This window comes from Yonghaparkia sp. Soil809, from assembly GCF_001429705.1.
Classification (GTDB): Bacteria; Actinomycetota; Actinomycetes; order Actinomycetales; family Microbacteriaceae; genus Microcella.
In genome coordinates this window covers 777,798-801,013 of the sequence record NZ_LMSV01000002.1, presented here as the reverse complement: position 1 = coordinate 801,013, position 23,216 = coordinate 777,798, and the positions used below count along the sequence as shown (strand labels likewise).

The window sequence follows — 23,216 nt, the reverse complement described above, 5'->3', positions numbered from 1 at the left end:
CACCTCCGCGCCGCGGGTGTCAGCTTCGTGCTCGACGCCCGCGGCGCGGCCGTGCCCGCCGTCCGCTACTGGGGCCCCGACCTCGGCGATCTGGCTGACGCCGACCTCGCCGTCGTCGCCGCGGCTCCTGCGATCGCACCGAGCTCGCCCGACATCCCGCTCGTGCCCTCGATCCTCCCCACGCCCGCCGAGGGCTGGACGGGACTTCCCGGCATCGAGGCGCATCGAGTGGGGATGCCCGCCTCGCGCTCCCCGCTGCGCCTCACCGCCACGGCCGTGCACCGCTCCGCCCCCGCCGGTCTCGTCGTCTCGCTGCGCGCGCACGACGAGCACGGCCTCCTGCTCGACCTCGACTGGAGCGCAGAGCTCACCGTCGAGGGGCTCGTCGAGGTGTCGGTCTCCGCGACCGCCGCGGGCGAGCATCCCGTCGCTCTCGGTCGGCTCGCAGCGCGACTGCCCGTTCCCGCCCGCGCGAGCGATCTGCTCGACTTCTCGGGGCTCTGGGCCGGTGAGCGCCGCCCGCAGCGCGGCCCCGTGCGCGACGGCGTGCACTTGCGCGAGCAGCGCCAAGGCCGCCCCGGTCACGATGCGCCGTTCCTCACGGTCGCCGGCACACCGGGCTTCGGCTTCGCCGCTGGCGAGCTCTGGAGCCTGCACCACGCGTGGAGCGGCGACAGCCGCATCGCCCTCGAGTCGCTCGCGACGGGCCACCGCCACCTCGGCGCCGAGGAGCTGCTGCAGCCGGGCGAGATCGCGCTCGCCCCGGGCGAGCGCTACGACGCACCCCTCGCCCTCTTCGCCTTCTCGGGCGCCGGCCTCGACGGTCTCTCCGACCGCTTCCACCCCTACGTGCGCCGCATCTCGCCGCCCACGCACCGCCCCGTCGTGCTCAACACGTGGGAGGCCGTGTACTTCGATCAGTCTCTCGACGCCCTCGCCCCGCTCGTCGACGCCGCCGCCGATCTCGGCGTCGAGCGCTTCGTGCTCGATGACGGCTGGTTCGCGGGCCGCACCGACGACCGCCGGGCGCTCGGCGACTGGATCGTCGACCCCGATCGCTGGCCCGCGGGCCTGCACCCGCTCGTCGGTCTCGTCGAGCAGCGCGGCATGGAGTTCGGCCTGTGGGTCGAGCCCGAGATGGTGAGCCCCGAGTCGCGGCTCGCGCGCGAGCATCCCGACTGGCTGCTCGCCTCCTCCGACGGAGCCGTGCCGCCGACGTGGCGCTGGCAGCACGCGCTCGACCTCGCGAACCCGGCGGTGCGCGAGCACCTGCTCGCCGCGCTCGACGCGCTCCTGACCGAGTACCCCATCCGGTTCCTCAAGTGGGATCACAACCGCGCCCTCATGGCCGGAGGCTCGGCGGCGCAGACGCGCGCGCTCTACGCACTGCTCGACGAGCTGCGCGCCCAGCACCCGGATGTCGCGATCGAGTCGTGCGCCTCGGGCGGCGGTCGCATCGACCTCGGCATCGCCCGCCGCACCCACCGCTTCTGGACGAGCGACACGAACGACGCCCTCGAGAGGCAGAGCATCCAGCGCTTCTCGAGCATCCTCGTGCCGCTCGAGCTGCTCGGCGGCCACGTCGGCGCCCCGCGCGCCCACATCACGGGCCGCACGCACGACCTCTCGCTGCGCCTCGCGACGGCGCTCTTCGGCCACGCGGGCATCGAGTGGGATGTCACGCGCGCGAGCGACGACGACCGCGCCCTGCTGCGCGACTGGGTCGCGACGGTGCAGCGTTTCCGGCCCCTGCTGCACTCGGGGCGCACCGTTCGGGTCGACGCCGACGATGACGCGAGCCGTCTCGTGCACGGCGTCGTCGCCCCCGACCGCGGTGAGGCGGTCTTCAGCCTCGCGACGACCGCCGCCTCGCGCGTCTCGGTGCCGCCGCCGCTGCGGCTGCCGGGCCTCGACCCCGATCGCCGCTATCGCGTCGCGCTCGTCCCGCTCGGCACGCCTCCGCGTGCGGTGCAGGATGCTCCCCCCGCGTGGTTCGCGGCCGGCGAGATCACCGCCTCGGGCCGAGTGCTCGCCGAGGCGGGCATCCCGGTGCCGCTGCTCGCGCCCGAGCAGGCGATCGTGCTGCACGCGACCGCGATCGAGTGATCACGGCTCAGCCCTGCAGCGCGTAGAGCGCGACCGCGCTCGCGGCCGCGACGTTGAGCGAGTCGACGCCGTGGGCCATGGGGATCGTCACGACGACGTCGGCCGCCGCGAGCGCCTGCCGCGAGAGCCCGTCGCCCTCGGCGCCGACGAGCACGGCGACGCGCTCGGGCGCGGTCGCGGCGAAGTCGCGCAGCGGGACCGCGTCGTCGGCGAGGGCGAGGGCGGCGATCGTGAAGCCCGCCTCGTGCAGGATCGGCGCCGCGTCCTCCCACTCCGGCAGGCGCGTCCACGGCACCTGCAGCACGGTGCCCATCGACACGCGCACGCTGCGGCGGTACAGCGGGTCGGCGCAGCGCGGCGTCACGAGCACGGCGTCCGCCCCGAGCCCCGCGACCGAGCGGAAGATCGCCCCGACGTTGGTGTGGTCGACGACGTCCTCGACGATGACGACGCGCCGGGCATCCGCCAGCAGCGCCCGGGGGTCGAGCGGCGCTGGCCGGTGCATGCTCGCGAGGGCACCGCGATGCAGGTGGAAGCCCGTGAGCTCCTCGAGCGCGCCCGCCGCGCCGACGTACACGGGAACGTCGCGATCGCCGAGCAGCGCCTCGACGTCCGGCAGCCACTTCTCGCTCGTGAGCACCGAGCGCGGCTCGTGACCCGCGCGCAGCGCCCGGCCGATGACCGTGAGCGACTCGGCCAGGTACAGCCCGCCCTCCGGCTCGGTCAGGCGGCGCAGCGCGACGTCCGTGAGGCGCGCGTAGTCGGCGAGGTCGGGATGCTCCAGGCCTTCGATCCGTACGATCCGCATCGAGACCTCCGCCTTCCGTTCACGCGTTCGCCGAGGGCGCTCCCCGGTCGCACAGCCTCCGGAAACATATCCGAAACCCGGCGCGTTTACTCTGCGAGAGACCCCGCAGGGAGGCACCATGGCGCACTCGTCGGCCCCGGCTCAGCCGCTGCCGCTCGGCGATGCCGCGCGGGCGAGCCTCGACGAGGCGATCGGGCTCCTGCGCGGCGGACGCATCGCCGTCCTCACCGGCGCCGGCATCAGCACCGACTCGGGCATTCCCGACTACCGCGGCGCGGGCGCCCCCGCTCGGACGCCGATGACGTTCAGCCAGTTCCTCGCCGACGAGCCCTACCGCAAGCGCTACTGGGCCGGCAGCCATCTCGGCTGGCGCCGCTTCTCGGACGCCCGGCCCAACGCCGGCCATCGGACGCTCGCGGAGCTGGAGGACCACGGCCGCATCGCCGGGGTCGTCACGCAGAACGTCGACGGACTGCACGTGCGCGCCGGCAGCCGCCGCGTCGTCGACCTTCACGGCTCGATGGACCGCGTCGTGTGCCTGCACTGCGGCCAGGCCTTCGCGCGCGAGTCGATCGCCGACCGCATCACGGCCCTCAACCCGTGGCTCGACGTCGACGCCGAGCACCGCGTGAACCCCGACGGCGACGCCGAGGTCGACGACGTGTCGCGCTTCGCCATCCCCGAGTGCACCGTGTGCGGCGGCACGCTCAAGCCCGACATCGTCTTCTTCGGCGAGTTCGTGCCCCCCGTGAAGTTCGAGGAGGCCCGGGGCATCGTCGCCCGGGCAGACGCGCTGCTCGTGCTCGGCTCCTCGCTCGTCGTGAACTCCGGCGTCCGCCTCGTGGGCCTCGCGGCGAAGCGCCGCATCCCGACGATCATCGTCAACCGGGGAGAGACGAAGGCCGACGCGCGCGCCGCCGTTAAGATCGATGCGGGCACGACCGAGACGCTCGCGGCTCTGCGCGACGCGCTCATCGCCGACTAGCGCTCCCGCCGCCGGCCGGCGCCGCCCGCCCCGCCACCGGAAAGGCCCCCATGACCGCGTTCGCCCTCGTCCGCCACGGCGAGACCGACTGGAACCGCGAGCGCCGCATCCAGGGCTCGACCGACATCCCCCTGAACGACACGGGCCGCGCACAGGCCGCCGCGACGGGCGAGCTGATGCGGGGCCGCCAGTGGTCGCGCATCGTCGCCTCCCCGCTCGGCCGCGCCGCGGAGACCGCGACGATCATCGCCGACGCGATCGGGATGCCCGGCCCCGAGCTCGACGCCGCCTTCGTGGAGCGCAACTACGGCGACGCCGAGGGGCTCACGGGCGCCGAGCTCGACGCCCGCTACCCCGAGGGTGCGGAGGTGCCCGGCCGCGAGACCCGTGAAGCCGTCGCCGAGCGCGTCGTCGCCGCCCTGCACCGCCTCGCCGCCGAGCACCCGGGCGAGTCGATCGTCGTCGTGGCGCACGGCGGCGTGATCCGCAGCGTTCTCGAATCGGTCGCGCCGGGCCGCCACCGCGAGCCGATCACGAACGGCTCGGTGCACTCGTTCCTGCACGCCGACGGCGACCTGTCGCTGTCGCGCTTCGACGACCCCCTCGACGAGCAGTCGATCTTCCCGTTCGCGGAGGACTTCGAGGAGCAGAACGCCCTCGCGCGACGCGAGGAGCACCGAGGGGGCGAGCGCTGATGGCGTCGGGCGCCGAGCGCTTCGCCGCCGCGACCTCCGACCTGGGCCTGAGCCCGGTGCGGATGCCCGACTCGACCCACACGGCCGCCGCGGCCGCGGCCGCCGTCGGCTGCGAGGTCGGGGCGATCGTCAAGTCGCTCGTCTTCGTCGCGCTCGACGGCGACGAGCGCGCGCCGCTGCTCGCGCTCGTCGCGGGCGACCGCCGCGCCGACCTCGACCTGCTCGCCGAGGCGGTCGGGCTGCCGGTCGAGAAGGCCGACGCGAAGACCGTCAAGGCCGCGACGGGCTACTCGATCGGCGGCGTGCCCCCGATCGGGCATCCGAGCCCGGTGCGCACGCTCGTCGACGACAGCCTGCTGCGCTTCGACGAGGTGTGGTCGGCCGCGGGCGACGCGCAGAGCGTCTTCGCCGCCGACCCTGAGCGCCTCATCGCGTGGTCGAGCGGCCGCGTCGCCCGCATCGCGACGCCCGGCTGAGCCCGCTCGTCTGCGCCGTCACGCGCCCCCGCGGGCGTACAGTGCGGCCATGCCCTCCCGCCGGATGCTCACCGCGATCACCGCGGTCGCCCTCTCGACGATCATCGCGGTCGTCGTGCTGCTCGTCGTCGCCGCTCCGCCGGCCGAGGCCCCCGGGTCGAACGAGGGCGGCCCCGGTCTGCCGGCGCAGGTGCCCGGCGAGACCTACACGGGTGAGCCGATCGATCTCGAAGCGGCGCTCGTCGTCGGATCCGAGGGCTGCTTCCGCCTAGACACGGCCGACGGGGAGCGGTTCGTGATCTGGCCGCCCGGGTTCACGACGGGCGGCGACGCGGTCGTCGACGCCGACGGCGAGGTCATCCCCGACGGCGCGACGGTCGGGGCCGAGGGCGTCGAGATGCCCTACGACGCCCTCCTCGCGATCGAGGGCCCCGACGGCTACTGGGCGAACGTCGCCGGCTTCTGCATCGGCGACGACGAGACGGTCCTCGTCCTCGACGCGGTGCGGCTGCTCTAGCGCCGCGGCGTCGCCGCGAGCTCGCGCAGCAGCTGCAGAAGGATGCCCGCGCTGCGCCCCCAGTCGAACCTCGCCGCCTGCGCGTACCCGGCCCGCGATCGCGCCTCCCACTCCCCCGGGGCGAGCAGCTCGCGCACCCGCTGCGCGAACCCGGCCGCGTCGTCCGGAGCCGCGTAGAGCGCCGCCTCGCCCCCGATCTCGCGGAAGATCGCTGTCTCGGCGGCGACGACGGGCGTGCCGCGCCCCATCGCCTCCACGAGCGGGATGCCGAAGCCCTCGTCGCGCGAGGCGTGCACGAGCGCGGTGGCGCCGTCGAGGATCGACGCGTACTCCTCGTCGGTGACTCCGTCGTAGACCACGAGCGCGCCGGCGGGTGCGAGGCCCTCGAGGCGCGCGCGGTCCTCCGGGCGGATCCGGCTGAGCAGGTGCAGGCGCCCGCCGGGCAGCTCGTGCAGAGCCCGGCACAGCGTCTCGACGTTCTTGTACGGCATGAACGAGCCCATGTAGACGAGCTCGACGCCCTCGGGCCGCGCGCGCTCTCGCTGAGCGGGCCGATCGGCCGCGTTCGGCACGACGACGACGCGCCGCGAGGTGAGGCGATGGGTCTCGATGAGGCCGCGCGTCGTCTCGCTCACCGTGACCACGGCATCCGCCCGATTCAGCAGGAGCCGCTGCGGCCACCAGGCGAGGTGGTAGAGCCGCCACAGCACCCGCACGGGCGCGGGCAGGTCGCGCGGCGGGGTCGGGTGCGCGTAGTAGATGAGGTCGTGCAGCGTGAGGGCGAGCGGGTAGCGCCGGCCGATCGTGCCCATCGTCTGCATGGGGCTGAAGACGACGTCGGGGCGGATGCGGTTGACCTGGCTCGCGACCCACGGTTCGCGCGCGCTCGTCGGCGCGCTCACGCGGTGCACCGTGAGCCCCACGGGCAGCATGTCGAGCTGGCGGTCGTCGTGGATGAGCGCGACGAGCTCATCACCGGCACCGAGGAGGGGCAGCAGGTGCTCCACGAGGCTTGCCGTGAACCGGCTGATGCCGTCGTGCCGGCCGATGCGCACGTAGCGGCAGTCGATCGCGATCCTCACGCGCCCACCCCCGCAGCCGCCTCGCTCACGCCAGGAACTCGCGGATCGCCCGCGCCGCGGCGGCCGGCGCCTCGTAGTGCACGAGGTGCCCGACATCGGGCACGACGACGAGCCGCGCGTCGGGGAAGAGCCGCACGAGCCGGTGCTGCGCCTCGAGCGGCGTGATGTCGTCCTGCTCCGCGGCGATGAGCAGCGTCGGCACCGGGATGTCGGCGGCGAAGTCGGAGACGTCGTTCGAGACCGACGCCCGGAATGCCTCGAGCAGGCTGTCGCGCTCGGCGAAGCCCGAGAAGAAGCGGTCGTGCTCCTCGTGTATCCACCGCCGCAGGCTCTTCTCGCGGGTCTTCGCCATCGACACGCTCATGATCCGCGTGATCGCGCGACTGCGCAGCAGGGCGAAACCCGCCCGCTCGGGCAGCAGCGCGCCTAGACGGTAGAAGGCGACCGCGCCGCGGGTGAGGATGCCCCGGGGGCCCGCGAGAGCGGGCTGGCCGATCGGGTTGATGAGCACCGCTCGCGGCGCGGGCACGCCCGCCGCGAGCGCCCCCGCCACGACGATCGAACCGAAGCTGTGGCCGAGCAGCACCGCGGTGCCGCGCACGCCGAGGGCCGAGAGCAGCGCGTCGAGCCATTCGGCGTAGCCCGCGATGTCGTGCTCGCGGTCGGGCAGCGGGGCCGACGCGCCGAACCCCGGCAGATCCGGAGCGATGATGCGCAGGTCGGGCAGGTGCGCGATGACGGGCTCGAGCCCGTGGTGATCGCCGCGGAACCCGTGCACGACGACGAGTGTGCGCGGGGCATCCGCCGGGCCGTACTCGGCGACGTGCGTGCGCGCTCCGACGACCGTCAGGTCGCGATCGCGACGAGGGATCGCGCTGAGCGCGGCGGCGTAGGGAGAGGGCGCGGGCATCCCGCACAGTCTAGGTCGGGGCGCCCGCGCGAGCCGCGGCGGCACCCGGTCTACAGTGGAACGCGATCGCGCCCGCGCGATGCGCCACCTGCCCTCTCCCGCCTCCCTTCGCCGAGGAGCCCCGTGAACTTCACCGCACCCATCACCCTGCCCGGACTCGCGCTGGACCCGCAGTGGTACCGGCGCAGCGTCTTCTACGAGGTCATGGTGCGGTCGTTCATGGACTCCAACGGGGATGGCACGGGCGACCTCGGCGGGCTCATCTCGAAGCTCGACTACCTGCAGTGGCTCGGCATCGACGCCCTGTGGCTGCCGCCGTTCTTCCAGAGCCCGCTGCGCGACGGCGGCTACGACGTGAGCGACTACACGGCGATCCTGCCCGAGTTCGGCACGATCGAGGAGTTCCGCGAGCTCGTCACGAAGGCCCACGAGCGCAACATGCGCATCGTCATCGACCTCGTCGTCAACCACACCTCCGACCAGCACCCGTGGTTCCAGGCCTCGCGGGAGGACCCGGAGGGCCCGTACGGCGACTTCTACGTCTGGAGCGACACGGACGAGAAGTACGAGGACGTCCGGATCATCTTCGTCGACACCGAGGAGTCGAACTGGGCGTTCGACCCCGTGCGCCGGCAGTTCTACTGGCACCGCTTCTTCTCCCACCAGCCCGACCTCAACTTCGAGAACCCGGCCGTCCACGAGGCTCTCTNCCTCTACGAGTCCGACGGGGGCAACGGCGAGGGCGAGCCGGAGACGCACGCGTTCATCGCGAAGATGCGCGCGATGGTCGACAAGGAGTACCCGGGCCGCGTGCTCATCGCCGAGGCGAACCAGTGGCCGCACGAGGTCGTCGAGTTCTTCGGCTCCGAGGAGGAGCCGGAGTGCCACATGGCGTTCGACTTCCCCGTCATGCCCCGCATCTTCTACGCCCTCCGCTCGCAGCAGGCGACCGAGCTTCAGCGGCAGCTGAGCGAGGAGATCAACGCGCCCGAGGGCGCCGCCTGGGGCGTGTTCCTGCGCAACCACGACGAGCTCACGCTCGAGATGGTGAGCGAGGAGTACCGGCAGGCGATGTACGGCTGGTACGCCTACGACCCGCGCATGCGCGCCAACATCGGCATCCGCCGGCGCCTCGCGCCGCTGCTGGACAACTCGCGCGCCGAGCTCGAGCTCGCGCACGCGCTGCTGTTCTCGCTGCCCGGCAGCCCGTTCCTGTACTACGGCGACGAGATCGGCATGGGCGACAACATCTGGCTGCCCGACCGAGACAGCTCGCGCACGCCCATGCAGTGGACCCCCGACCGCAACGCGGGCTTCTCACACGCGGACCCCGGCAAGCTCTACCTCCCCGTCGTGCAGTCGCTCGTCTACCACTACAACCAGATCAACGTCGAGAGCCAGCTCGCGCAATCGCGGTCTCTCCTGCACTGGATCCGCAACGTGATCCATGTGCGCAAGGCCCACCCGACCTTCGGCCTGGGGTCGATCCGCATCCTTCCGACCAACCACGAGTCGGTGCTCGCGTTCGTGCGCGAGTACGCCGGGACCGGCACGCACCTCGGCGACGCCCCCGAGCGCATCCTGTGCGTGTTCTCGTTCGCCCACAACCCGGTCGCCGCGACGATCGACATGTCGGGCTTCGAGGGCGCACCGCTGTGGGATCTCTTCGGCGGCGCCGACTTCCCCTCGGTCGACGAGAGCGGGAACGTCACCCTCACGATGGCGACGCAGAGCTTCTACTGGTTGCACGTCGGCGATCGCGACCCGCACCCGCACCACGGCGGCGGAGGCTTCGGCGTCGGTGCGCACGCCTAGGCTCGCGGAATGACCGCCACTGAACCGAGCGTCCCGGCCACTGGGCACTGGAGCGACCGCCTCGCGGTCTTCGACCTCGAGACCACGGGCGTCGACGTCACGACCTCGCGCATCGTCACCGCGCACATCGGCGTCATCGGCCGCGACGGCGAGCCCGTCGAGTCGTGGTCGTGGCTCGCCGACCCGGGCGTGGAGATCCCGGCCGGCGCGACGGCCGTGCACGGCATCACGACCGAGCGCGCCCGCGCGGAGGGCCGGCCCGCGCGCGAGGTCGTCGCCGAGATCGTGGATGCCCTGCGCGCGCTCCTCGCCCGCCCCCTGCCGCTCGTGGTCTACAACGCGGCCTACGATCTGAGCCTGCTCGAGCACGAGGCCCGACGCCACGGCGTGGAGCCGCTGCAATCGCCCTCCCCCATCGTCGACCCGCTCGTGATCGACAAGGCCGTCGACCGCTACCGCCGCGGCAAGCGCACGCTCGAGGCCGCGGCCGCGCATTACGGCGTCGTGCTCACGGGCGCGCACGACGCGGCCGCCGACGCGATCGCCGCGGGCAGGGTCGCGCAGGCTCTCGCCCGCCAGCACCTCGAGGCGCTGCCCGACGACCTCGCGGCGCTCCACGGCGCGCAGGTGAGCTGGCACGAGCAGCAGTGCGACTCGTTCGAGGACTACATGCGCCGCGAGCGCGACCACCGCTTCACGGCCGACCGCGGCTGGCCCCTCCGCGCCTGACCGAGCGCCGTACCGCACCGCACGCCTGACCGCACGCCGCTCCGCACGCCCCTCCGCGCACGAGAAAGGGCCCCGTCCGAGGACGGGGCCCTTTCTCGATGCTGCTGCGGCTTACTTGCCGAAGTTCTTGAAACGCTGGTTGAACTTCTCGACGCGACCGGCCGAGTCCATGATGCGCTGCTTGCCCGTGTAGAACGGGTGCGAGGCCGACGAGATCTCGACGTCGATGACGGGGTACTCCACGCCGTCGAGCTCGATCGTCTTGTCGCTCGACACGGTCGAGCGCGTGAGGAAGGTCTCACCCGACGCGAGGTCGCGGAACACGATCGCCTTGTACTCGGGGTGGATGTCAGTCTTCATGAACGGTTCCTTGGATTCTCTGTTCAGCGGGGTGCCCCCGCTGCGGGCAGGTTGATGGGCAGGCGAAGGGCGAACCTTCGAGGCCGACTCTCAAGACTAGCAGAGCGCGGCTCGGTGCTCGGGTCGGGTCAGGCGCCCCGCGCGGCGAAGCGGTCGCCCTCGCGGCTGACCTGGAGCGGGATCCCGAAGGCTTCCGTCAGGTGGTCGGCCGTGATGATCTCGTCGATCGGCCCCGCGGCCGAGATGCGACCCTCGGCCAGCAGCAGCGCGTGCGTGAAGCCGGCCGGGATCTCCTCGACGTGGTGGGTGACCATGACCATCGCGGGCGAGTCGGGCGAGCTCGCGAAGCTGCCGAGCAGGAGCACGAGCTCCTCCCGGGCGCCGAGGTCGAGGCTCGCGGCGGGCTCGTCGAGCAGCAGCAGCTCGGGGTCGGTCATGATCGAGCGCGCGATCTGCACGCGCTTCTGCTCGCCGTCGCTCAGGCTGCCGAAGCGGCGGTCGGCGAAGCGCTCGAGGTGCCACTCGCGCAGCACGCGGCGGGCGCGGCGCTCGTCGACGTCCTCGTACTCCTCGTTCCACCGACCCGTGACCGAGTGCGCCGCAGTCATGACGACGTCGAGCACTCGCTCATCGGCGGGCACGCGGCGCGCCATCGCCGTCGAAGCGAAGCCGATGCGCGGCCGCAGCGAGGCGAGGTCGGAGTGCCCGATCTCCTCCTCGAGCACGGTGACGCGCCCGCTCGTGGGGTGCAGGTTCGCGGCGGCGAGCTGCAGGAGCGTCGTCTTGCCCGCGCCGTTGGGGCCGAGGACGACCCAGCGATCGGCGTCCTCCACGTTCCAGCGGATGCCGTCGAGGATGGCGGCGCCATCGCGGCTGAGGGAGACATCGTCGAACTCGAGAACGCTGGCCATGATGCGTCCAGCCTAGACGAGCAGGCTCGCGTAGAGCGCGCGTGTCCGTTCCGCGATCGCTCCCCACGCGAAGTGCTCCTCGGCGCGCGCACGGCCCGCTCGGCCCATGGCCGCGGCGCGCTCGGGGTCGCTCACGACCTCGCCGAGCACAGCCGCGAGATCGGCGACGAACCTCGCGGGGTCGACGGGGATCCCGGTGCCGTCCTGCACCTGCTCGATCGGGACAAGCCGGCCGGTCTCGCCGTCGGCGACGACCTCGGGGATCCCTCCGGTGGCGGTGCCGACGACGGCGACGCCGCAGGCCATGGCCTCGAGGTTGACGATGCCGAGCGGCTCGTAGACGCTCGGGCACACGAACGTCGTGGCGTGGGACAGGACGGCCGCGAGCTCGCGCTGCGAGAGCATCCGCTCGATCCAGACGACGCCCGTGCGCTCCGCCTGGAGCGCGGCGACGCCGTTCTGCACCTCGCGCAGGATCTCGGGCGTGTCGGGCGCGCCGGCGCACAGCACGAGCTGGACGTCCTTCGGCAGCGACCGCACGGCCTCGAGCAGATACGGAAGACCCTTCTGGCGGGTGATGCGGCCGACGAAGACGATCGTCGGGCGGTCCGGGTCGATGCCGAGCGTGCGGACGAACTCGTGGTCGATCGTCCGCTGCCATCCGTCGAGGTCGATGCCGTTGTGGATGACGCCGACCTTCTGCTCGTCGAGCTTCGGGTAGGAGCGCAGGATGTCGCGGCGCATGCCGTCGCTCACGGCGATGACGGCATCCGCCGTCTCGAACGCCTCGCGCTCGATCCAGCTGGAGATCCGGTAGCCGCCGCCGAGCTGCTCGGCCTTCCACGGCCGCAGCGGCTCGAGACTGTGGGCGGTGACGACGTGCGGGATCCCGTGCAGCATCTGCGCGAGCTGACCGGCGGCGTTGGCGTACCAGGTGTGCGAGTGCACGATGTCGGCGCCGTCGACGTCGTCGGCGATCGCGAGGTCGACGCCGAGCGTCGCGAGGGCCGGATTCGCCGAGGAGAGGGCGCCGGGGACGAGGTAGGCGTGCGTGTCGGCCTCGTTGCGCGGGGCGCCGAAGCAGCGCACGCGGACATCCAGCGCATCGTGGCGCAGCGCGCGCACGAGCTCCGCGACGTGGACTCCCGCCCCTCCGTAGACCTCGGGCGGATACTCACGGGAGATGACGTCGACGCGCATGGTGATGACGCTAGTACAGCGCCTGGGAGTCGCCTACTGTGGGGGCATGGCGACCCCCAAGGTGTTCGGAATCGTGCTGGCTGGCGGCGAGGGGAAGCGGCTCATGCCGCTCACGGCGGACAGGGCGAAGCCCGCCGTGCCGTTCGCGGGGGGCTACCGCCTCATCGACTTCGCGCTGTCGAACCTCATCAACTCGGGGCTGCGCCAGATCGTCGTGCTGACCCAGTACAAGAGCCACTCGCTCGACCGCCACGTCTCGCAGACCTGGCGGCTGAGCGGCATGCTCAACGCCTACGTCGCCTCCGTTCCGGCGCAGCAGCGATTGGGCAAGCGCTGGTTCTCCGGCAGCGCCGACGCGATCTTCCAGAGCCTCAACCTGATCCGCGACGAGAAGCCCGACATCGTCGTCGTGGTCGGCGCCGACCACGTGTACCGCATGGACTTCACCCAGATGATCGAGGCGCACATCGCCTCGGGCGCGGGCGTCACGGTCGCCGGCATCCGCCAGCCGATCGAGCTCGCCGACCAGTTCGGCATCATCGAGACCGACCCCGCGAACCCCTCGCGCATCGCCGCCTTCCACGAGAAGCCGAGGCAGGCGGTCGGCCTCGCCGACGCCCCCGACCAGGTGCTCGCCTCGATGGGCAACTACGTCTTCGACGCCGACGTGCTCATGGACGCGGTGACGCGCGATGCCGAGCTCGAGGACTCCGCCCACGACATGGGCGGCGACATCGTGCCCGACTTCGTCAACCGGGGCGAGGCGTTCGTCTACGACCTCAACCACAACGACGTTCCGGGCGCGACCGAGCGCGATCGCTTCTACTGGCGCGACGTGGGCACGATCGAGTCGTTCTTCGACGCCCACCAGGACCTCATCGCGGCCCTCCCCGTCTTCAACCTCTACAACACCGCGTGGCCGATCTACACGCAGCAGCTCAACATGCCGCCGGCGAAGTTCGTGCGCGACGGCGCCGGTGAGACGGGCCACGTGATCGATTCGATCGTGTCGCTCGGCTCGGTGCTCTCGGGCGCCCGCATCGAGCGCAGCGTGCTCGGCACCTGGGTCACGGTCGAGTCGGCCGAGGTCACCGATTCGGTCGTCTTCGAGCGCACGACGATCGGCGCGGGCGCCGTCGTCCGGCGGGCTATTCTCGACAAGGAGGTCGTGGTCTCCCCCGGCGCGCAGGTCGGCGTCGACCACGCCGCCGACCGAGCCCGCGGCTTCACGGTCACCGACACCGGCATCACGGTCGTCGGCAAGGGCATCCGCATCGAGTGATCGGGCGCGTGCGCCCCCGACGAGGAGTGCCCGCCCCATGACCCGCTTCCTCGTCGTCCTCGACGTCGACTCCACGCTCATCGAGCAGGAGGCCATCGCGCTCCTCGCGGACGAGGCCGGATCCGGACCCGCGGTCGCCGCCATCACCGATCGCGCGATGGCGGGCGAGCTCGATTTCGCGGCATCGCTCGCCGAGCGCGTCGCGACGCTCGCGGGCCTCGATGACGGATGCTGCGCTCGCGTCGGCGCCCGCATCACCCTCACGACAGGAGCCCGCGAGCTCGTCGCGGCCGTCCACGCCGTCGACGGGGCCGTCGGCGTCGTGTCCGGCGGGTTCCACGAGCTGCTCGACCCGATCGCCGCCGAGCTCGGGCTCGATCACCACCGCGCCAATCGGCTCGAGGTCGTCGAAGGTCGATTCACCGGCCGCACGCTCGGCCCCGTCATCGATGCCGAGGCCAAGGCGATCGCCCTGCGCGAGTGGGCAGCGGAGCGCGGGGTGCCGCTGGCCCGCACCGTCGCTGTCGGCGACGGCGCGAACGACCTGGCGATGCTCGAGGCCGCGGGGCTCGGCGTCGCCTTCGCCGCGAAGTCCATCGTGCGCGAGCGCGCCGACGTCAGCATCGCCCGCCGCGACCTGCGCGACGTGCTCCCGCTGCTCGGCCTGCGCGGCTGAGCCCGCTGCGGGTCGGGCGGGGCGTCAGTGCCCCATCCCGAGGCCGCCGTCGACCGGGATGACCGCGCCGGAGATGTAGGCGGCGTCGTCGCTCGCGATCCACGTCACGACGCGCGCGACCTCCTGCGGGCTCGCGAAGCGGCCGGCGGGGATGGAGTCCTTGTACGCCTTCTGCTGCTCCTCCGGCAGCTCGGCCGTCATGTCGGTCTCGATGAAGCCGGGCGCGATGACGTTCGCGGTGATGCCGCGGCCGCCGAGCTCGCGCGTGATCGAGCGGGCCATGCCGACGAGGGCCGCCTTCGAGGAGGAGTAGTTGACCTGCCCGGGCGAGCCGTACAGCCCGACGACGGAGGAGATGAGGATGATGCGGCCGAACCGCGCCTTGAGCATCCCCTTCATCGCCCTCTTCACGGAGCGGAAGGCACCCGTCAGGTTCGTGTCGACGACTGTCTGGAAGTCCTCGTCCGACATGCGCAGCAGCAGGGTGTCGCGCGTGATGCCCGCGTTGGCGACGACGACCTCGATGGGGCCGTAGGCGGCCTCGACCTCGCTGTAGGCGGCGTCGAGGGAGGCGGCGTCGGTGACGTCGGCGGTGACGGTCAGCGCGCCCTCCGGGCCGGTGCCCGAGCGGGCGGTGACCGCGACGCGGTGGCCCTGGGCGAGGAACTCCTCGGCGATCGCGTAGCCGATGCCGCGGTTGCCGCCGGTGACGAGAACGGTGCGCTGAGTGGTCATGGCATCAAGCCTATTGGCAGGCTTCGAACCAGTGATCTCGCAGGCGGCGAACGTACACTCGAGACCTCATGAAGCAGCCGACCGGCGCCGCCATCACCAGCCTCCCGTCCTCTCCGACCGACGAGCGGCGCACGCGCATGATCAAGTACTCGGTGGCGATGGCCGTTCGCCTCGTCTGCATCGGCGCGTGCTTCGTCGTGCCCGGCTGGTGGCTGCTCCTTCCCGCCCTCGGCGCGATCGTCCTGCCGTACTTCGCCGTGGTCGTCGCCAACAACGTCGCCCCGAGCGACGGCCGCGCGGTCGAGCGCCCCGGCCAGCTGCTGCCCTACACGCCGCAGGGCCCCGCGGCGTGATCTCGCTCCCCGGGGAGATCTCCGGAACGCGCTGCTCGCGCAGCGGGTGCCGCGCCGAGGCGACCTGGGCGGTGAACTGGCGCAATACGCGCATCCACGGCCCCGAGCGCGTCAAGGTGTGGCTCGCGTGCGACGAGCACCGCGACTTCCTCTACGACTTCGTCGCCCAGCGCTCGTTCCCCGTGACGATCACGCCCGCGGGCGTGGTCGTCGACTCGCTGCCGGATCCGGGAGAATCGAGGGCGTGAGCATCCTGAGCCTGGCCCTGCAGCGCCGCTGGCTCGGCTGGCTCGGCCTCACGGCCCTCTTCGCCGTGGTCTGCGTGGGCCTCGCCCAGTGGCAGTGGCAGCGGCGGCTGGAGGCGGTCGCCGAGATCCGCGTCGTCGCGGCGAACTGGGATGCGGCCCCGGTTCCGCTCACCGAGGCTCTGCCCGAGACCGACGTGCTCGATCCGGACCTCGAGTGGCAGCCCGTGGAGCTCGTAGGCGAGTACCTCGTCGACGAGCAGCTGCTCGTGCGCGCCCGGCCGCTCAACGGCCGGCCCGGCTTCGAGGTGCTCACTCCCCTGCTGCTCGACGACGGCACCGTGTTCGTCGTCGACCGGGGCTGGCTGCCCGTGGGCTCGGAGCAGGACTCGCCCGACGTCGTGCCCGCTCCTCCGAGCGGGCGCGTGGAGGTGCTCGCGCGGCTCAAGCCCGGCGAGCCCGAGCTGCGCGGCCGCGGCGCCCCCGAGGGTCAGATCGCGACCATCCACCTGCCCGACGTCGCGCAGCGGGTCGAGGCGGGCGCCGTCATGACGGGCGCGTACGGCCTGCTCGACAGCGAGTCGCCGGCCCCCGACACTCGTCCGGTCGCGGCGACGCGGCCCGTGCCCGACGAGGGCCCGCACCTCAGCTACACCTTCCAGTGGTACCTGTTCGGCCTCATGGGCTTCATCGGCTACGGCTGGGCGCTGCGCAAGGAGCGCCAGCGCATCGTCGCCGAGGAGACCGGCGAGCCGACCCCGCAGCGGGTGCGCGCGCGGGCGAGCGACGCCGATGAGGAGGATGCCCTGCTCGGGCACCGCTAGACGCGGGTCAGGCGAGCGAGATGAGCTCGGCGTAGTCCTTCGTCCAGAGGTCCTCGACGCCGTCGGGCATGATGAGCACGCGCTCGGGGTTGAGCGCCTCGACGGCGCCTTCGTCGTGGCTGACGAGGATGACGGCGCCGGAGTAGTTCGCGAGCGCTCCGAGGATCTCCTCGCGGCTCGCGGGGTCGAGGTTGTTCGTCGGCTCGTCGAGCAGCAGCAGGTTGGCCTTGGAGACGACGAGCATCGCGAGCGAGAGGCGCGTCTTCTCGCCGCCCGAGAGCACGCCTGCGGGCTTCGCGGTGTCGTCACCCGTGAAGAGGAACGAGCCGAGCACCTTGCGCGCCTCGAGCTCGGTGATCGCGGGCGAGGCCGACATCATGTTCTGCAGGACGCTGCGCGTGACGTCGAGCGTCTCGTGCTCCTGCGCGTAGTAGCCGACCTTGAGGCCGTGGCCGGGCTCGAGCTGGCCGGTGTCGGGCTGGTCGACGCCGGCGAGGATCCGCAGGAGGGTCGTCTTGCCCGCGCCGTTGAGGCCGAGGATGACGACCTTCGAGCCGCGGTCGACGGCGAGGTCGACGGCCGTGAAGATCTCGAGCGAGCCGTAGCTCTTCGAGAGGTTCTTCGCCTGCAGCGGCGTCCTGCCGACGGGTGCGGGCTCGGGGAACCGCAGCTTCGCCACGCGGTCGACCGCGCGCACCTCGTCGAGGCCGGCGAGCATCTTCTCGGCGCGCGCGACCATCTGGTGGGCGGCGGCGGCCTTCGAGGCCTTCGCGCCGAAGCGCGCGGCCTGCAGCTGCAGGGCGGTCGCCTTCTTCTCGACGTTGGCGCGCTCCTTCTTGCGCCTCTCCTCGTCCGACTCGCGCTGGCGCAGATAGTTCTTCCAGCCCATGTTGTAGACGTCGATGACCTGGCGGTTCGCGTCGAGGTAGAAGACCTTGTTGACGGTCTCCTCCACGAGGTGGATGTCGTGGCTGATGACGATGAAGCCGCCCTGGTACGAGCTCAGGAACTCGCGCAGCCACACCACGGAGTCGGCGTCGAGGTGGTTGGTCGGCTCGTCGAGGATCATCGTCTCGGCATCGCTGAAGAGGATGCGGGCCAGCTCGATGCGGCGCCGCTGACCGCCCGACAGCGTCTTCAGCGGCTGGCTGAGGATCCGGTCGGGCAGGTTCAGGTTGCTCGCGATCGAGGCGGCCTCGGCCTCGGCCGCGTACCCGCCGAGCGCGAGGAATCGGTCGGTGAGCCGCCCGTAGCGGTTCATCGCCTTCTCGCTCACCGCCGGGTCGGGGCTCGCCATGTCCAGCGTCGCCTGCTGCATGTCGATGACGATCTGGCCCAGGCCTCGAGCGTCGAGGATGCGCGTGCGGGCGAGCTGCTCGGGGTCTCCCGATCGGGGATCCTGCGGCAGGTAGCCGAGCTCTCCCGTGCGCTGCACGTGCCCGGCGGCGGGGAGCTCGTCGCCTGCGAGAACCTTCGTGAGGGTCGTCTTACCGGCGCCGTTGCGACCGACGAGTCCGACCTTGTCGCCCTTGTCGACGCGGAAGGAGACGTTCTCCATGAGCAGGCGCGCTCCGACTCGGATCTCGAGATCCTGCACAGCGAGCACAGCGAACGTCCGTTTCTTTCGTGGGTTTCGTCAGGGAGGGGCACGGGGGGCCAGCCCGATAGTCTAACCGCAGTCCCCTGGTCCCCGATTCCCGTGAGGAACGCATCCCCGTGACGCTCGCCACCGCTCTCCCCGCCCGCTCGACCCTCGTCGACCGCGTCGTCCCCCGCTCGCTGATCTCCGACGCCGCGCTCGTCATCGCCGGCACGGCGCTCGTCGCGGCGCTCGCGCAGGTCGCCATCCCGCTCTGGCCGGTGCCCGTGACCGGGCAGACCCTCGCGGTGCTGCTCGTCGGCGCCTCGCTCGGCGCAGCACGCGGCGCCGCATCGCTCGGCCTCTATGCGCTGCTCGGCGCGATCGGCCTCCCGATCTACAGCGACGCGGCCTCCGGCTGGAGCGTGCTCGTCGGCCCCACCGGCGGCTACATCATCGGCTTCGTGCTCTCGGCCGCGATCGTCGGCTGGGCGGCTGAGCGCCGCTGGGACCGCGGCTGGCTCAAGGCCGCCGTCACGTTCATCGGTGGCTCGCTCGTCGTCTTCGCGGTCGGTCTGCCGTGGCTGTCTTACTCGCTCGGCGGGTTCGGCCTGCCGAACGACCTGCAGGCGACCCTCGTTGCGGGGTTCTACCCCTTCATCATCGGTGGGCTCATCAAGGCCGCGATCGCTGCAGCGCTCCTGCCGGCGATCTGGAAGGCCGTCGAGCGCAACGACCGCACTGAGGCCTAGTCGTCTCTCGCACCACGAAGGCCCCCTCCCGATCGGGAGGGGGCCTTTCGCGTGGTCGTGACGGGGATCAGATGCTGAAGCCCAGCGCTCTCATCATGTCGCGACCGTCGTCGGTGATGCGCTCGGGGCCCCACGGCGGCATCCACACCCAGTTGATGCGGAACCGCTCGACGATGCCGTCGAGCGAGCTCGCGACCGATTCCTCGATCACATCGGTGAGCGGGCAGCCGGCGGAGGTCAGGGTCATGGAGATGATGAGCGCGTCCGTCTCGTCATCCCACGCGAGGTCGTAGACGAGGCCGAGATCGACGATGTTGACCCCGAGCTCGGGGTCGACGACGTCCTTCAGCCCCTCCTCGACCTGGTCGAAGAGCTTCGGCTCGAGTGCGGTGGGCATGCGACTAGCCTACGGTCGACCCGGTCAGGTAGCGGTCGTAGCCCTCGTTCTCCAAGCGCTCGGCCAGCTCAGCGCCGCCCTCCTCGGCGACGCGGCCGTCGACGAAGACGTGCACGAAGTCGGGGTGGATGTAGCGCAGGATGCGCGTGTAGTGCGTGATGAGGAGCACGCCGAGACCCGTCTGCTCCTTGACGCGATTGACACCCTCCGAGACGATCTTGAGCGCGTCGACGTCGAGGCCCGAGTCGGTCTCGTCGAGGACGGCGATCTTCGGCTTGAGCAGCTCGAGCTGCACGATCTCGTGACGCTTCTTCTCACCGCCCGAGAAGCCCTCGTTGACGTTGCGCTCGGCGAAGGAGGTATCCATCCGCATGGCCTCCATCGAGCCGCGGAGCTCCTTGATCCAGCCGCGCAGCGCGGGGGCCTCGCCGTCGATCGCGGTCTTCGCGGTGCGGAGGAAGTTCGACACGGTCACGCCAGGGATCTCGACGGGGTACTGCATCGCCAGGAAGAGCCCGGCCTTCGCGCGCTCGTCGATGCTCATCTCGAGCACGTTCTCGCCGTCGAGCGTGATCGAGCCGGAGTCGACGGTGTACCGGGGGTGGCCGGCGATCGTGTACGCGAGGGTCGACTTGCCCGAGCCGTTGGGGCCCATGATGGCGTGGATCTCGCCCTGCTTGATGGTCAGGTCCACGCCGCGCAGGATCTGCTTGACGCCCTGGTCGGTCTCGATGCTGACGTGGAGATCGCGGATCTCGAGGGTTGCCATGTCTGTCTCTTCCTTACGTGGTGAGGGTCTGGTCGGCGTCGACGAAGATCTCGCCGTTCTCGACGGTGACCGCGTAGACGGGGACCGGCTCGTAGGCCGGGAAGTTCTTCGGCTTGCCGGTCGCGAGCTCGAACTTCGAGCCGTGCGCCCAGCACTCCAGGCTGTCGTCCTCGACGAAGCCCTCGCTGAGCGAGATGTCGCCGTGGGTGCAGGTGTCGCCGAGCGCGTGCACGGCGCCCGAGGAGTCCTTCACGACGGCGATGGGCTTGCCGTCGATGACGACCTTCATCGCCGTCGCGGGCGCGAGCTCGGCGTCGGTGCAGACGCGTGTCGCGGCCATCGTCACACCACCGCCACGGCGGCGAGCTCGGCCTCGATCGCCGCCAGCAGCCGCGACTCGAGCTCGGGCTGGCCGATCTTCTGGACGACCTCGAGCAGGAAGCCGAGGACGACGAGGCGGCGAGCCTCCTGCTCGGGGATCCCGCGCGAGCGCAGGTAGAACAGCTGCTCGTCGTCGAAGCGACCCGTCGCGCTCGCATGGCCGGCTCCGGCGATGTCGCCGGTCTCGATCTCGAGGTTCGGGATCGAGTCGGCGCGCGTGCCGTCGCTCAGGACGAGGTTGCGGTTCTGCTCGTAGGAGTCGGTTCCCGGCGCGGTGCGGCCGATGAGGACATCCCCCACCCAGACGGTGCGGGCGCCGTCGCCGTTCAGCGCGCCCTTGTAGGTGACGCGACTGACGGTGTTCGGGGCGTCGTGGTGCACGTAGACGCGCTGCTCGAGGTGCTGGCCGGCGTCGGAGAAGTACAGACCGAGGAGCTCGCCCGTGGCGCCCTGCTCGGCGAGGTGCGCCGAGGGGTTGACGCGGACGACCGCGCCGCCGAGGGAGACCACGACGTGCTTGAGCACGGCGTCGCGCCCGATGCGCGCGAACTGGCTCGACAGGTGGACGCTCTCGTCGTCCCACTCCTGCAGGCTCACGACGGTGAGGTGCGCTGCGTCGCCGACGACGATCTCGACGTTCTCACTCAGGCGAGCGCTGCCGCGGTTGTCGATCACGACGATGCCGCGCGCGTTGGGGTCCGCGGTGATGATCGTGTGGGCGGCGCGCGGGGTGCGGTCATCCCCCGTGCGATCGATGACGACCTCGGTGAACTCCTCGGCGGTCAGGGTGACCGCGAGGGCCTCCTGGAAGCTCGACCAGGCGTTCGCCGCCGCGCGCTCCTCCGCGAGGCCCGCGGAGCCGATGCGCGCGTCGTCACGGGCGATCCACTCGCTCGTGACGCCCGCGGCCTCGCTCACGACGGCCGGGAACCGGCCGCCGTCGAGCTCGCCGTCGATGAGGTCGCGGACCTTCTCGACGGGCGTGAGGCGCCACTCGAGCTCGCGCCCGGTGACCTCGGGGAAGTCGTCGTGCACGGCTGAGGCGAAGCGCTCGGAGCGCGTCTGCACGGGGACGTCCCACGCGCCGTCGGTGTGGGCCGTCGAGCCCGGGACAAGAGGCTTCTCAGTCTCGATGGTGGAGCTCATTCCTAGCCGACGCTGCCTTCCATGCTCATCTCGATGAGCTTGTTGAGTTCCAGTGCGTACTCCATGGGGAGCTCGCGCGCGATGGGCTCGATGAACCCGCGCACGATCATCGCCATGGCCTCGTCCTCCGGGAGCCCGCGCGACTGCAGGTAGAACAGCTGCTCCTCGCTCACGCGCGAGACCGTCGCCTCGTGCCCGAGCTGCACGTCGTCGACGCGGATGTCGATCGCCGGGTAGGTGTCGGAGCGCGAGATGGTGTCGACCAGCAGCGCGTCGCAGCGCACGGTGTTCGCCGAGTGATGCGCGTTGGCGTCCACCCGCACCTCGCCGCGGTAGCCCGCGCGGCCGCCGCCGCGCGCGATCGACTTCGAGACGATCGACGACGTCGTGTACGGCGCCATGTGGATCATCTTCGCGCCGGCGTCCTGGTGCTGGCCGGGGCCCGCGAACGCGACCGAGAGCGTCTCGCCCTTGGCGTGCTCGCCCATCAGGAAGATCGACGGGTACTTCATCGTGACCTTCGAGCCGATGTTGCCGTCGATCCACTCCATCGTCGCGCCCTCGTGCGCCACGGCGCGCTTGGTGACGAGGTTGTAGACGTTGTTCGACCAGTTCTGGATCGTCGTGTAGCGGACGCGGGCGTTCTTCTTCACGATGATCTCGACGACGGCCGAGTGCAGCGAGTCGCTCTTGTAGATCGGCGCGGTGCAGCCCTCGATGTAGTGCACGTACGAGCCCTCGTCGGCGATGATGAGCGTCCGCTCGAACTGGCCCATGTTCTCGGTGTTGATGCGGAAGTAGGCCTGCAGCGGGATCTCCACCTGCACGCCAGGGGGCACGTAGACGAAGGACCCGCCCGACCAGACGGCCGTGTTGAGGGCGGCGAACTTGTTGTCGCCGGCGGGGATGACCGTGCCGAAGTACTCCTCGAAGAACTCGGGGTGCTCGCGCAGGGCCGTGTCGGTGTCCATGAAGATGACGCCCTGGGCCTCGAGGTCCTCGCGGATCTGGTGGTAGACCACCTCGGACTCGTACTGCGCGGCGACGCCGGCGACGAGGCGCTGGCGCTCGGCCTCGGGGATCCCGAGCTTCTCGTAGGTCGCCTTGATGTCGTCCGGCAGCTCCTCCCACGACGTGGCCTGCTTCTCGGTCGATCGCACGAAGTACTTGATGTTGTCGAAGTCGATGCCCGACAGGTCGGCGCCCCACAGCGGCATGGGTTTCTTGCCGAAGAGCTCGTAGCCGCGAAGACGCCGCTTGAGCATCCATTCGGGCTCGTTCTTGAGGTTCGAGATGTCGGTGACGACCTCGGCGGAGATCCCGCGGCGAGCCGTGGCGCCCGCGGTGTCGGAGTCGGCCCAGCCGAACTCGTACTGCCCCAGGCCCTCCAGCTCGGGTCGGTCGATGAGCACGTCGGACATGCTGTTCCTCTCTCTTGCCGAACCCAACCGGTCGCGATGTCGACGCATTCCCTCGAACTCCC

At 71.4% G+C, this 23,216-nt stretch carries 26 protein-coding genes and 1 pseudogene; 14 read left to right on the top strand and 13 right to left on the bottom strand.

The window, feature by feature from the left end; genetic code table 11:
- Positions 1–27: 27 nt before the first annotated feature.
- Positions 28–2,106, top strand: a complete 2,079-nt coding sequence (locus ASG83_RS11255) for an alpha-galactosidase (protein ID WP_235460189.1) — start codon at positions 28–30, stop codon at positions 2,104–2,106.
- Between the two features lie 7 nt (positions 2,107–2,113).
- On the opposite strand, the gene ASG83_RS11250 is transcribed toward ASG83_RS11255, so the two are convergent.
- Positions 2,114–2,914, bottom strand: a complete 801-nt coding sequence (locus ASG83_RS11250; protein WP_055861365.1) for an RNA methyltransferase — start codon at positions 2,912–2,914, stop codon at positions 2,114–2,116.
- Between the two features lie 118 nt (positions 2,915–3,032).
- Between ASG83_RS11250 and ASG83_RS11245 the strand changes: the two genes are divergently transcribed.
- Genes ASG83_RS11245 through ASG83_RS11230 form a run of 4 tightly spaced genes read left to right on the top strand, consistent with a single transcriptional unit; the run spans position 3,033 to position 5,587 of the window.
- The gene (locus ASG83_RS11245; RefSeq protein WP_055861361.1) at positions 3,033–3,899 is read left to right on the top strand and encodes a Sir2 family NAD-dependent protein deacetylase; all 867 of its coding nucleotides are present in this window, start codon (positions 3,033–3,035) and stop codon (positions 3,897–3,899) included.
- 50 nt (positions 3,900–3,949) lie between these two features.
- Entirely contained in the window at positions 3,950–4,594 is a 645-nt protein-coding gene (locus tag ASG83_RS11240) for a histidine phosphatase family protein (RefSeq protein WP_055861358.1), read from the top strand.
- The gene (locus ASG83_RS11235) at positions 4,594–5,070 is read left to right on the top strand and encodes a YbaK/EbsC family protein (protein ID WP_055861355.1); all 477 of its coding nucleotides are present in this window, start codon (positions 4,594–4,596) and stop codon (positions 5,068–5,070) included. The genes ASG83_RS11240 and ASG83_RS11235 overlap by 1 nt, the downstream gene beginning before the upstream one ends.
- 49 nt (positions 5,071–5,119) lie before the next feature.
- Entirely contained in the window at positions 5,120–5,587 is a 468-nt protein-coding gene (locus ASG83_RS11230) for a hypothetical protein (RefSeq protein WP_055861352.1), read from the top strand.
- On the opposite strand, the gene ASG83_RS11225 is transcribed toward ASG83_RS11230, so the two are convergent.
- Positions 5,584–6,669 carry a glycosyltransferase family 1 protein gene (locus ASG83_RS11225; RefSeq protein WP_055861349.1) on the bottom strand — a complete coding sequence of 362 codons (1,086 nt, stop codon included), beginning with the start codon at positions 6,667–6,669 and terminating at the stop codon, positions 5,584–5,586. The two genes, ASG83_RS11230 and ASG83_RS11225, sit on opposite strands and share 4 nt — an antisense overlap.
- A 25-nt stretch (positions 6,670–6,694) precedes the next feature.
- A complete protein-coding gene (locus ASG83_RS11220) occupies positions 6,695–7,579 on the bottom strand; it encodes an alpha/beta fold hydrolase (protein ID WP_055861345.1) in 885 nt (294 codons plus the stop codon).
- 123 nt (positions 7,580–7,702) lie between these two features.
- Here ASG83_RS11220 and ASG83_RS13265 point away from each other — a divergent pair.
- From ASG83_RS13265 to ASG83_RS11210, 3 genes and pseudogenes are all read left to right on the top strand, one after another.
- A pseudogene (locus tag ASG83_RS13265) lies at positions 7,703–8,288 on the top strand (alpha-amylase family glycosyl hydrolase); the annotation flags it as partial.
- Position 8,289: 1 nt separating this feature from the next.
- Positions 8,290–9,394: alpha-glucosidase C-terminal domain-containing protein (locus ASG83_RS11215; RefSeq protein WP_235460187.1), on the top strand; the 1,105-nt coding region annotated here is incomplete at its 5' end.
- Positions 9,395–9,403: 9 nt separating this feature from the next.
- Positions 9,404–10,123 carry an exonuclease domain-containing protein gene (locus ASG83_RS11210; RefSeq protein ID WP_055861340.1) on the top strand — a complete coding sequence of 240 codons (720 nt, stop codon included), beginning with the start codon at positions 9,404–9,406 and terminating at the stop codon, positions 10,121–10,123.
- Positions 10,124–10,234: 111 nt separating this feature from the next.
- Here the strand turns inward: ASG83_RS11210 and ASG83_RS11205 are convergent, their stop codons facing one another.
- The 3 genes from ASG83_RS11205 to glgA all read right to left on the bottom strand — a co-directional run bounded on the left by ASG83_RS11205 (position 10,235) and on the right by glgA (position 12,594).
- Entirely contained in the window at positions 10,235–10,483 is a 249-nt protein-coding gene (locus tag ASG83_RS11205) for a type B 50S ribosomal protein L31 (RefSeq protein WP_055861338.1), read from the bottom strand.
- 128 nt (positions 10,484–10,611) lie between these two features.
- Positions 10,612–11,394 carry an ABC transporter ATP-binding protein gene (locus ASG83_RS11200; RefSeq protein WP_055861337.1) on the bottom strand — a complete coding sequence of 261 codons (783 nt, stop codon included), beginning with the start codon at positions 11,392–11,394 and terminating at the stop codon, positions 10,612–10,614.
- Between the two features lie 12 nt (positions 11,395–11,406).
- Positions 11,407–12,594 carry a glycogen synthase gene (gene glgA / locus ASG83_RS11195; protein ID WP_055861334.1) on the bottom strand — a complete coding sequence of 396 codons (1,188 nt, stop codon included), beginning with the start codon at positions 12,592–12,594 and terminating at the stop codon, positions 11,407–11,409.
- Positions 12,595–12,640: 46 nt separating this feature from the next.
- Here glgA and glgC point away from each other — a divergent pair, with 46 nt between their 5' ends.
- Positions 12,641–13,876 (top strand): glucose-1-phosphate adenylyltransferase, encoded by a 1,236-nt coding sequence (gene glgC / locus ASG83_RS11190; RefSeq protein ID WP_055861331.1) that lies wholly within the window; start codon positions 12,641–12,643, stop codon positions 13,874–13,876.
- A gap of 37 nt (positions 13,877–13,913) precedes the next feature.
- Positions 13,914–14,552, top strand: coding sequence for a phosphoserine phosphatase SerB (gene serB, locus ASG83_RS11185; protein ID WP_055861329.1), 639 nt, complete (start codon positions 13,914–13,916; stop codon positions 14,550–14,552).
- A gap of 24 nt (positions 14,553–14,576) precedes the next feature.
- Here serB and fabG read toward each other — a convergent pair whose 3' ends face one another.
- Positions 14,577–15,287 (bottom strand): 3-oxoacyl-ACP reductase FabG, encoded by a 711-nt coding sequence (fabG, locus tag ASG83_RS11180; protein WP_055861325.1) that lies wholly within the window; start codon positions 15,285–15,287, stop codon positions 14,577–14,579.
- 68 nt (positions 15,288–15,355) lie between these two features.
- Between fabG and ASG83_RS11175 the strand changes: the two genes are divergently transcribed.
- From ASG83_RS11175 to ASG83_RS11165, 3 genes are read left to right on the top strand one after another with little or no spacing between them, the layout of a single operon-like run.
- Complete coding sequence (locus ASG83_RS11175) at positions 15,356–15,640, top strand: DUF3099 domain-containing protein (protein WP_082515065.1); 285 nt, start codon at positions 15,356–15,358, stop codon at positions 15,638–15,640.
- Positions 15,637–15,888, top strand: a complete 252-nt coding sequence (locus ASG83_RS11170; protein ID WP_082515064.1) for a hypothetical protein — start codon at positions 15,637–15,639, stop codon at positions 15,886–15,888. Before ASG83_RS11175 ends, ASG83_RS11170 begins: the two co-directional genes overlap by 4 nt.
- Positions 15,885–16,709 carry an SURF1 family protein gene (locus ASG83_RS11165; protein WP_055861322.1) on the top strand — a complete coding sequence of 275 codons (825 nt, stop codon included), beginning with the start codon at positions 15,885–15,887 and terminating at the stop codon, positions 16,707–16,709. The genes ASG83_RS11170 and ASG83_RS11165 overlap by 4 nt, the downstream gene beginning before the upstream one ends.
- Positions 16,710–16,716: 7 nt before the next feature.
- Here ASG83_RS11165 and ASG83_RS11160 read toward each other — a convergent pair whose 3' ends face one another.
- Positions 16,717–18,315 (bottom strand): ABC-F family ATP-binding cassette domain-containing protein, encoded by a 1,599-nt coding sequence (locus ASG83_RS11160; protein WP_055861319.1) that lies wholly within the window; start codon positions 18,313–18,315, stop codon positions 16,717–16,719.
- Between the two features lie 110 nt (positions 18,316–18,425).
- Between ASG83_RS11160 and ASG83_RS11155 the strand changes: the two genes are divergently transcribed.
- Positions 18,426–19,040 (top strand): biotin transporter BioY, encoded by a 615-nt coding sequence (locus tag ASG83_RS11155; RefSeq protein ID WP_055861317.1) that lies wholly within the window; start codon positions 18,426–18,428, stop codon positions 19,038–19,040.
- Positions 19,041–19,107: 67 nt separating this feature from the next.
- Here the strand turns inward: ASG83_RS11155 and ASG83_RS11150 are convergent, their stop codons facing one another.
- From ASG83_RS11150 to sufB, 5 genes are read right to left on the bottom strand one after another with little or no spacing between them, the layout of a single operon-like run.
- Positions 19,108–19,437: a metal-sulfur cluster assembly factor gene (locus ASG83_RS11150; RefSeq protein WP_055861316.1), complete on the bottom strand. Its 330-nt coding sequence runs from the start codon at positions 19,435–19,437 to the stop codon at positions 19,108–19,110.
- A gap of 4 nt (positions 19,438–19,441) precedes the next feature.
- A complete protein-coding gene (gene sufC, locus ASG83_RS11145) occupies positions 19,442–20,206 on the bottom strand; it encodes a Fe-S cluster assembly ATPase SufC (protein WP_055861313.1) in 765 nt (254 codons plus the stop codon).
- 13 nt (positions 20,207–20,219) lie between these two features.
- A complete protein-coding gene (locus tag ASG83_RS11140; RefSeq protein ID WP_055861310.1) occupies positions 20,220–20,546 on the bottom strand; it encodes a non-heme iron oxygenase ferredoxin subunit in 327 nt (108 codons plus the stop codon).
- Positions 20,547–20,548: 2 nt separating this feature from the next.
- Complete coding sequence (gene sufD, locus ASG83_RS11135) at positions 20,549–21,733, bottom strand: Fe-S cluster assembly protein SufD (protein WP_082515063.1); 1,185 nt, start codon at positions 21,731–21,733, stop codon at positions 20,549–20,551.
- Between the two features lie 2 nt (positions 21,734–21,735).
- Positions 21,736–23,154, bottom strand: a complete 1,419-nt coding sequence (gene sufB / locus ASG83_RS11130; protein ID WP_055861305.1) for a Fe-S cluster assembly protein SufB — start codon at positions 23,152–23,154, stop codon at positions 21,736–21,738.
- Positions 23,155–23,216 lie beyond the last annotated feature (62 nt).

Bases quoted from the DNA above. Each gene is read 5' to 3' on its own strand.
- ASG83_RS11250 (WP_055861365.1), bottom strand. From the start codon at position 2,914: ATGCGGATCGTACGGATCGAAGGCCTGGAGCATCCCGACCTCGCCGAC.
- ASG83_RS11245 (WP_055861361.1), top strand. From the start codon at position 3,033: ATGGCGCACTCGTCGGCCCCGGCTCAGCCGCTGCCGCTCGGCGATGCC.
- ASG83_RS11240 (WP_055861358.1), top strand. From the start codon at position 3,950: ATGACCGCGTTCGCCCTCGTCCGCCACGGCGAGACCGACTGGAACCGC.
- ASG83_RS11235 (WP_055861355.1), top strand. From the start codon at position 4,594: ATGGCGTCGGGCGCCGAGCGCTTCGCCGCCGCGACCTCCGACCTGGGC.
- ASG83_RS11230 (WP_055861352.1), top strand. From the start codon at position 5,120: ATGCCCTCCCGCCGGATGCTCACCGCGATCACCGCGGTCGCCCTCTCG.
- ASG83_RS11220 (WP_055861345.1), bottom strand. From the start codon at position 7,579: ATGCCCGCGCCCTCTCCCTACGCCGCCGCGCTCAGCGCGATCCCTCGT.
- ASG83_RS11210 (WP_055861340.1), top strand. From the start codon at position 9,404: ATGACCGCCACTGAACCGAGCGTCCCGGCCACTGGGCACTGGAGCGAC.
- ASG83_RS11205 (WP_055861338.1), bottom strand. From the start codon at position 10,483: ATGAAGACTGACATCCACCCCGAGTACAAGGCGATCGTGTTCCGCGAC.
- ASG83_RS11200 (WP_055861337.1), bottom strand. From the start codon at position 11,394: ATGGCCAGCGTTCTCGAGTTCGACGATGTCTCCCTCAGCCGCGATGGC.
- glgA (WP_055861334.1), bottom strand. From the start codon at position 12,594: ATGCGCGTCGACGTCATCTCCCGTGAGTATCCGCCCGAGGTCTACGGA.
- glgC (WP_055861331.1), top strand. From the start codon at position 12,641: ATGGCGACCCCCAAGGTGTTCGGAATCGTGCTGGCTGGCGGCGAGGGG.
- serB (WP_055861329.1), top strand. From the start codon at position 13,914: ATGACCCGCTTCCTCGTCGTCCTCGACGTCGACTCCACGCTCATCGAG.
- fabG (WP_055861325.1), bottom strand. From the start codon at position 15,287: ATGACCACTCAGCGCACCGTTCTCGTCACCGGCGGCAACCGCGGCATC.
- ASG83_RS11175 (WP_082515065.1), top strand. From the start codon at position 15,356: ATGAAGCAGCCGACCGGCGCCGCCATCACCAGCCTCCCGTCCTCTCCG.
- ASG83_RS11150 (WP_055861316.1), bottom strand. From the start codon at position 19,437: ATGCCCACCGCACTCGAGCCGAAGCTCTTCGACCAGGTCGAGGAGGGG.
- sufC (WP_055861313.1), bottom strand. From the start codon at position 20,206: ATGGCAACCCTCGAGATCCGCGATCTCCACGTCAGCATCGAGACCGAC.
- ASG83_RS11140 (WP_055861310.1), bottom strand. From the start codon at position 20,546: ATGGCCGCGACACGCGTCTGCACCGACGCCGAGCTCGCGCCCGCGACG.
- sufD (WP_082515063.1), bottom strand. From the start codon at position 21,733: ATGAGCTCCACCATCGAGACTGAGAAGCCTCTTGTCCCGGGCTCGACG.
- sufB (WP_055861305.1), bottom strand. From the start codon at position 23,154: ATGTCCGACGTGCTCATCGACCGACCCGAGCTGGAGGGCCTGGGGCAG.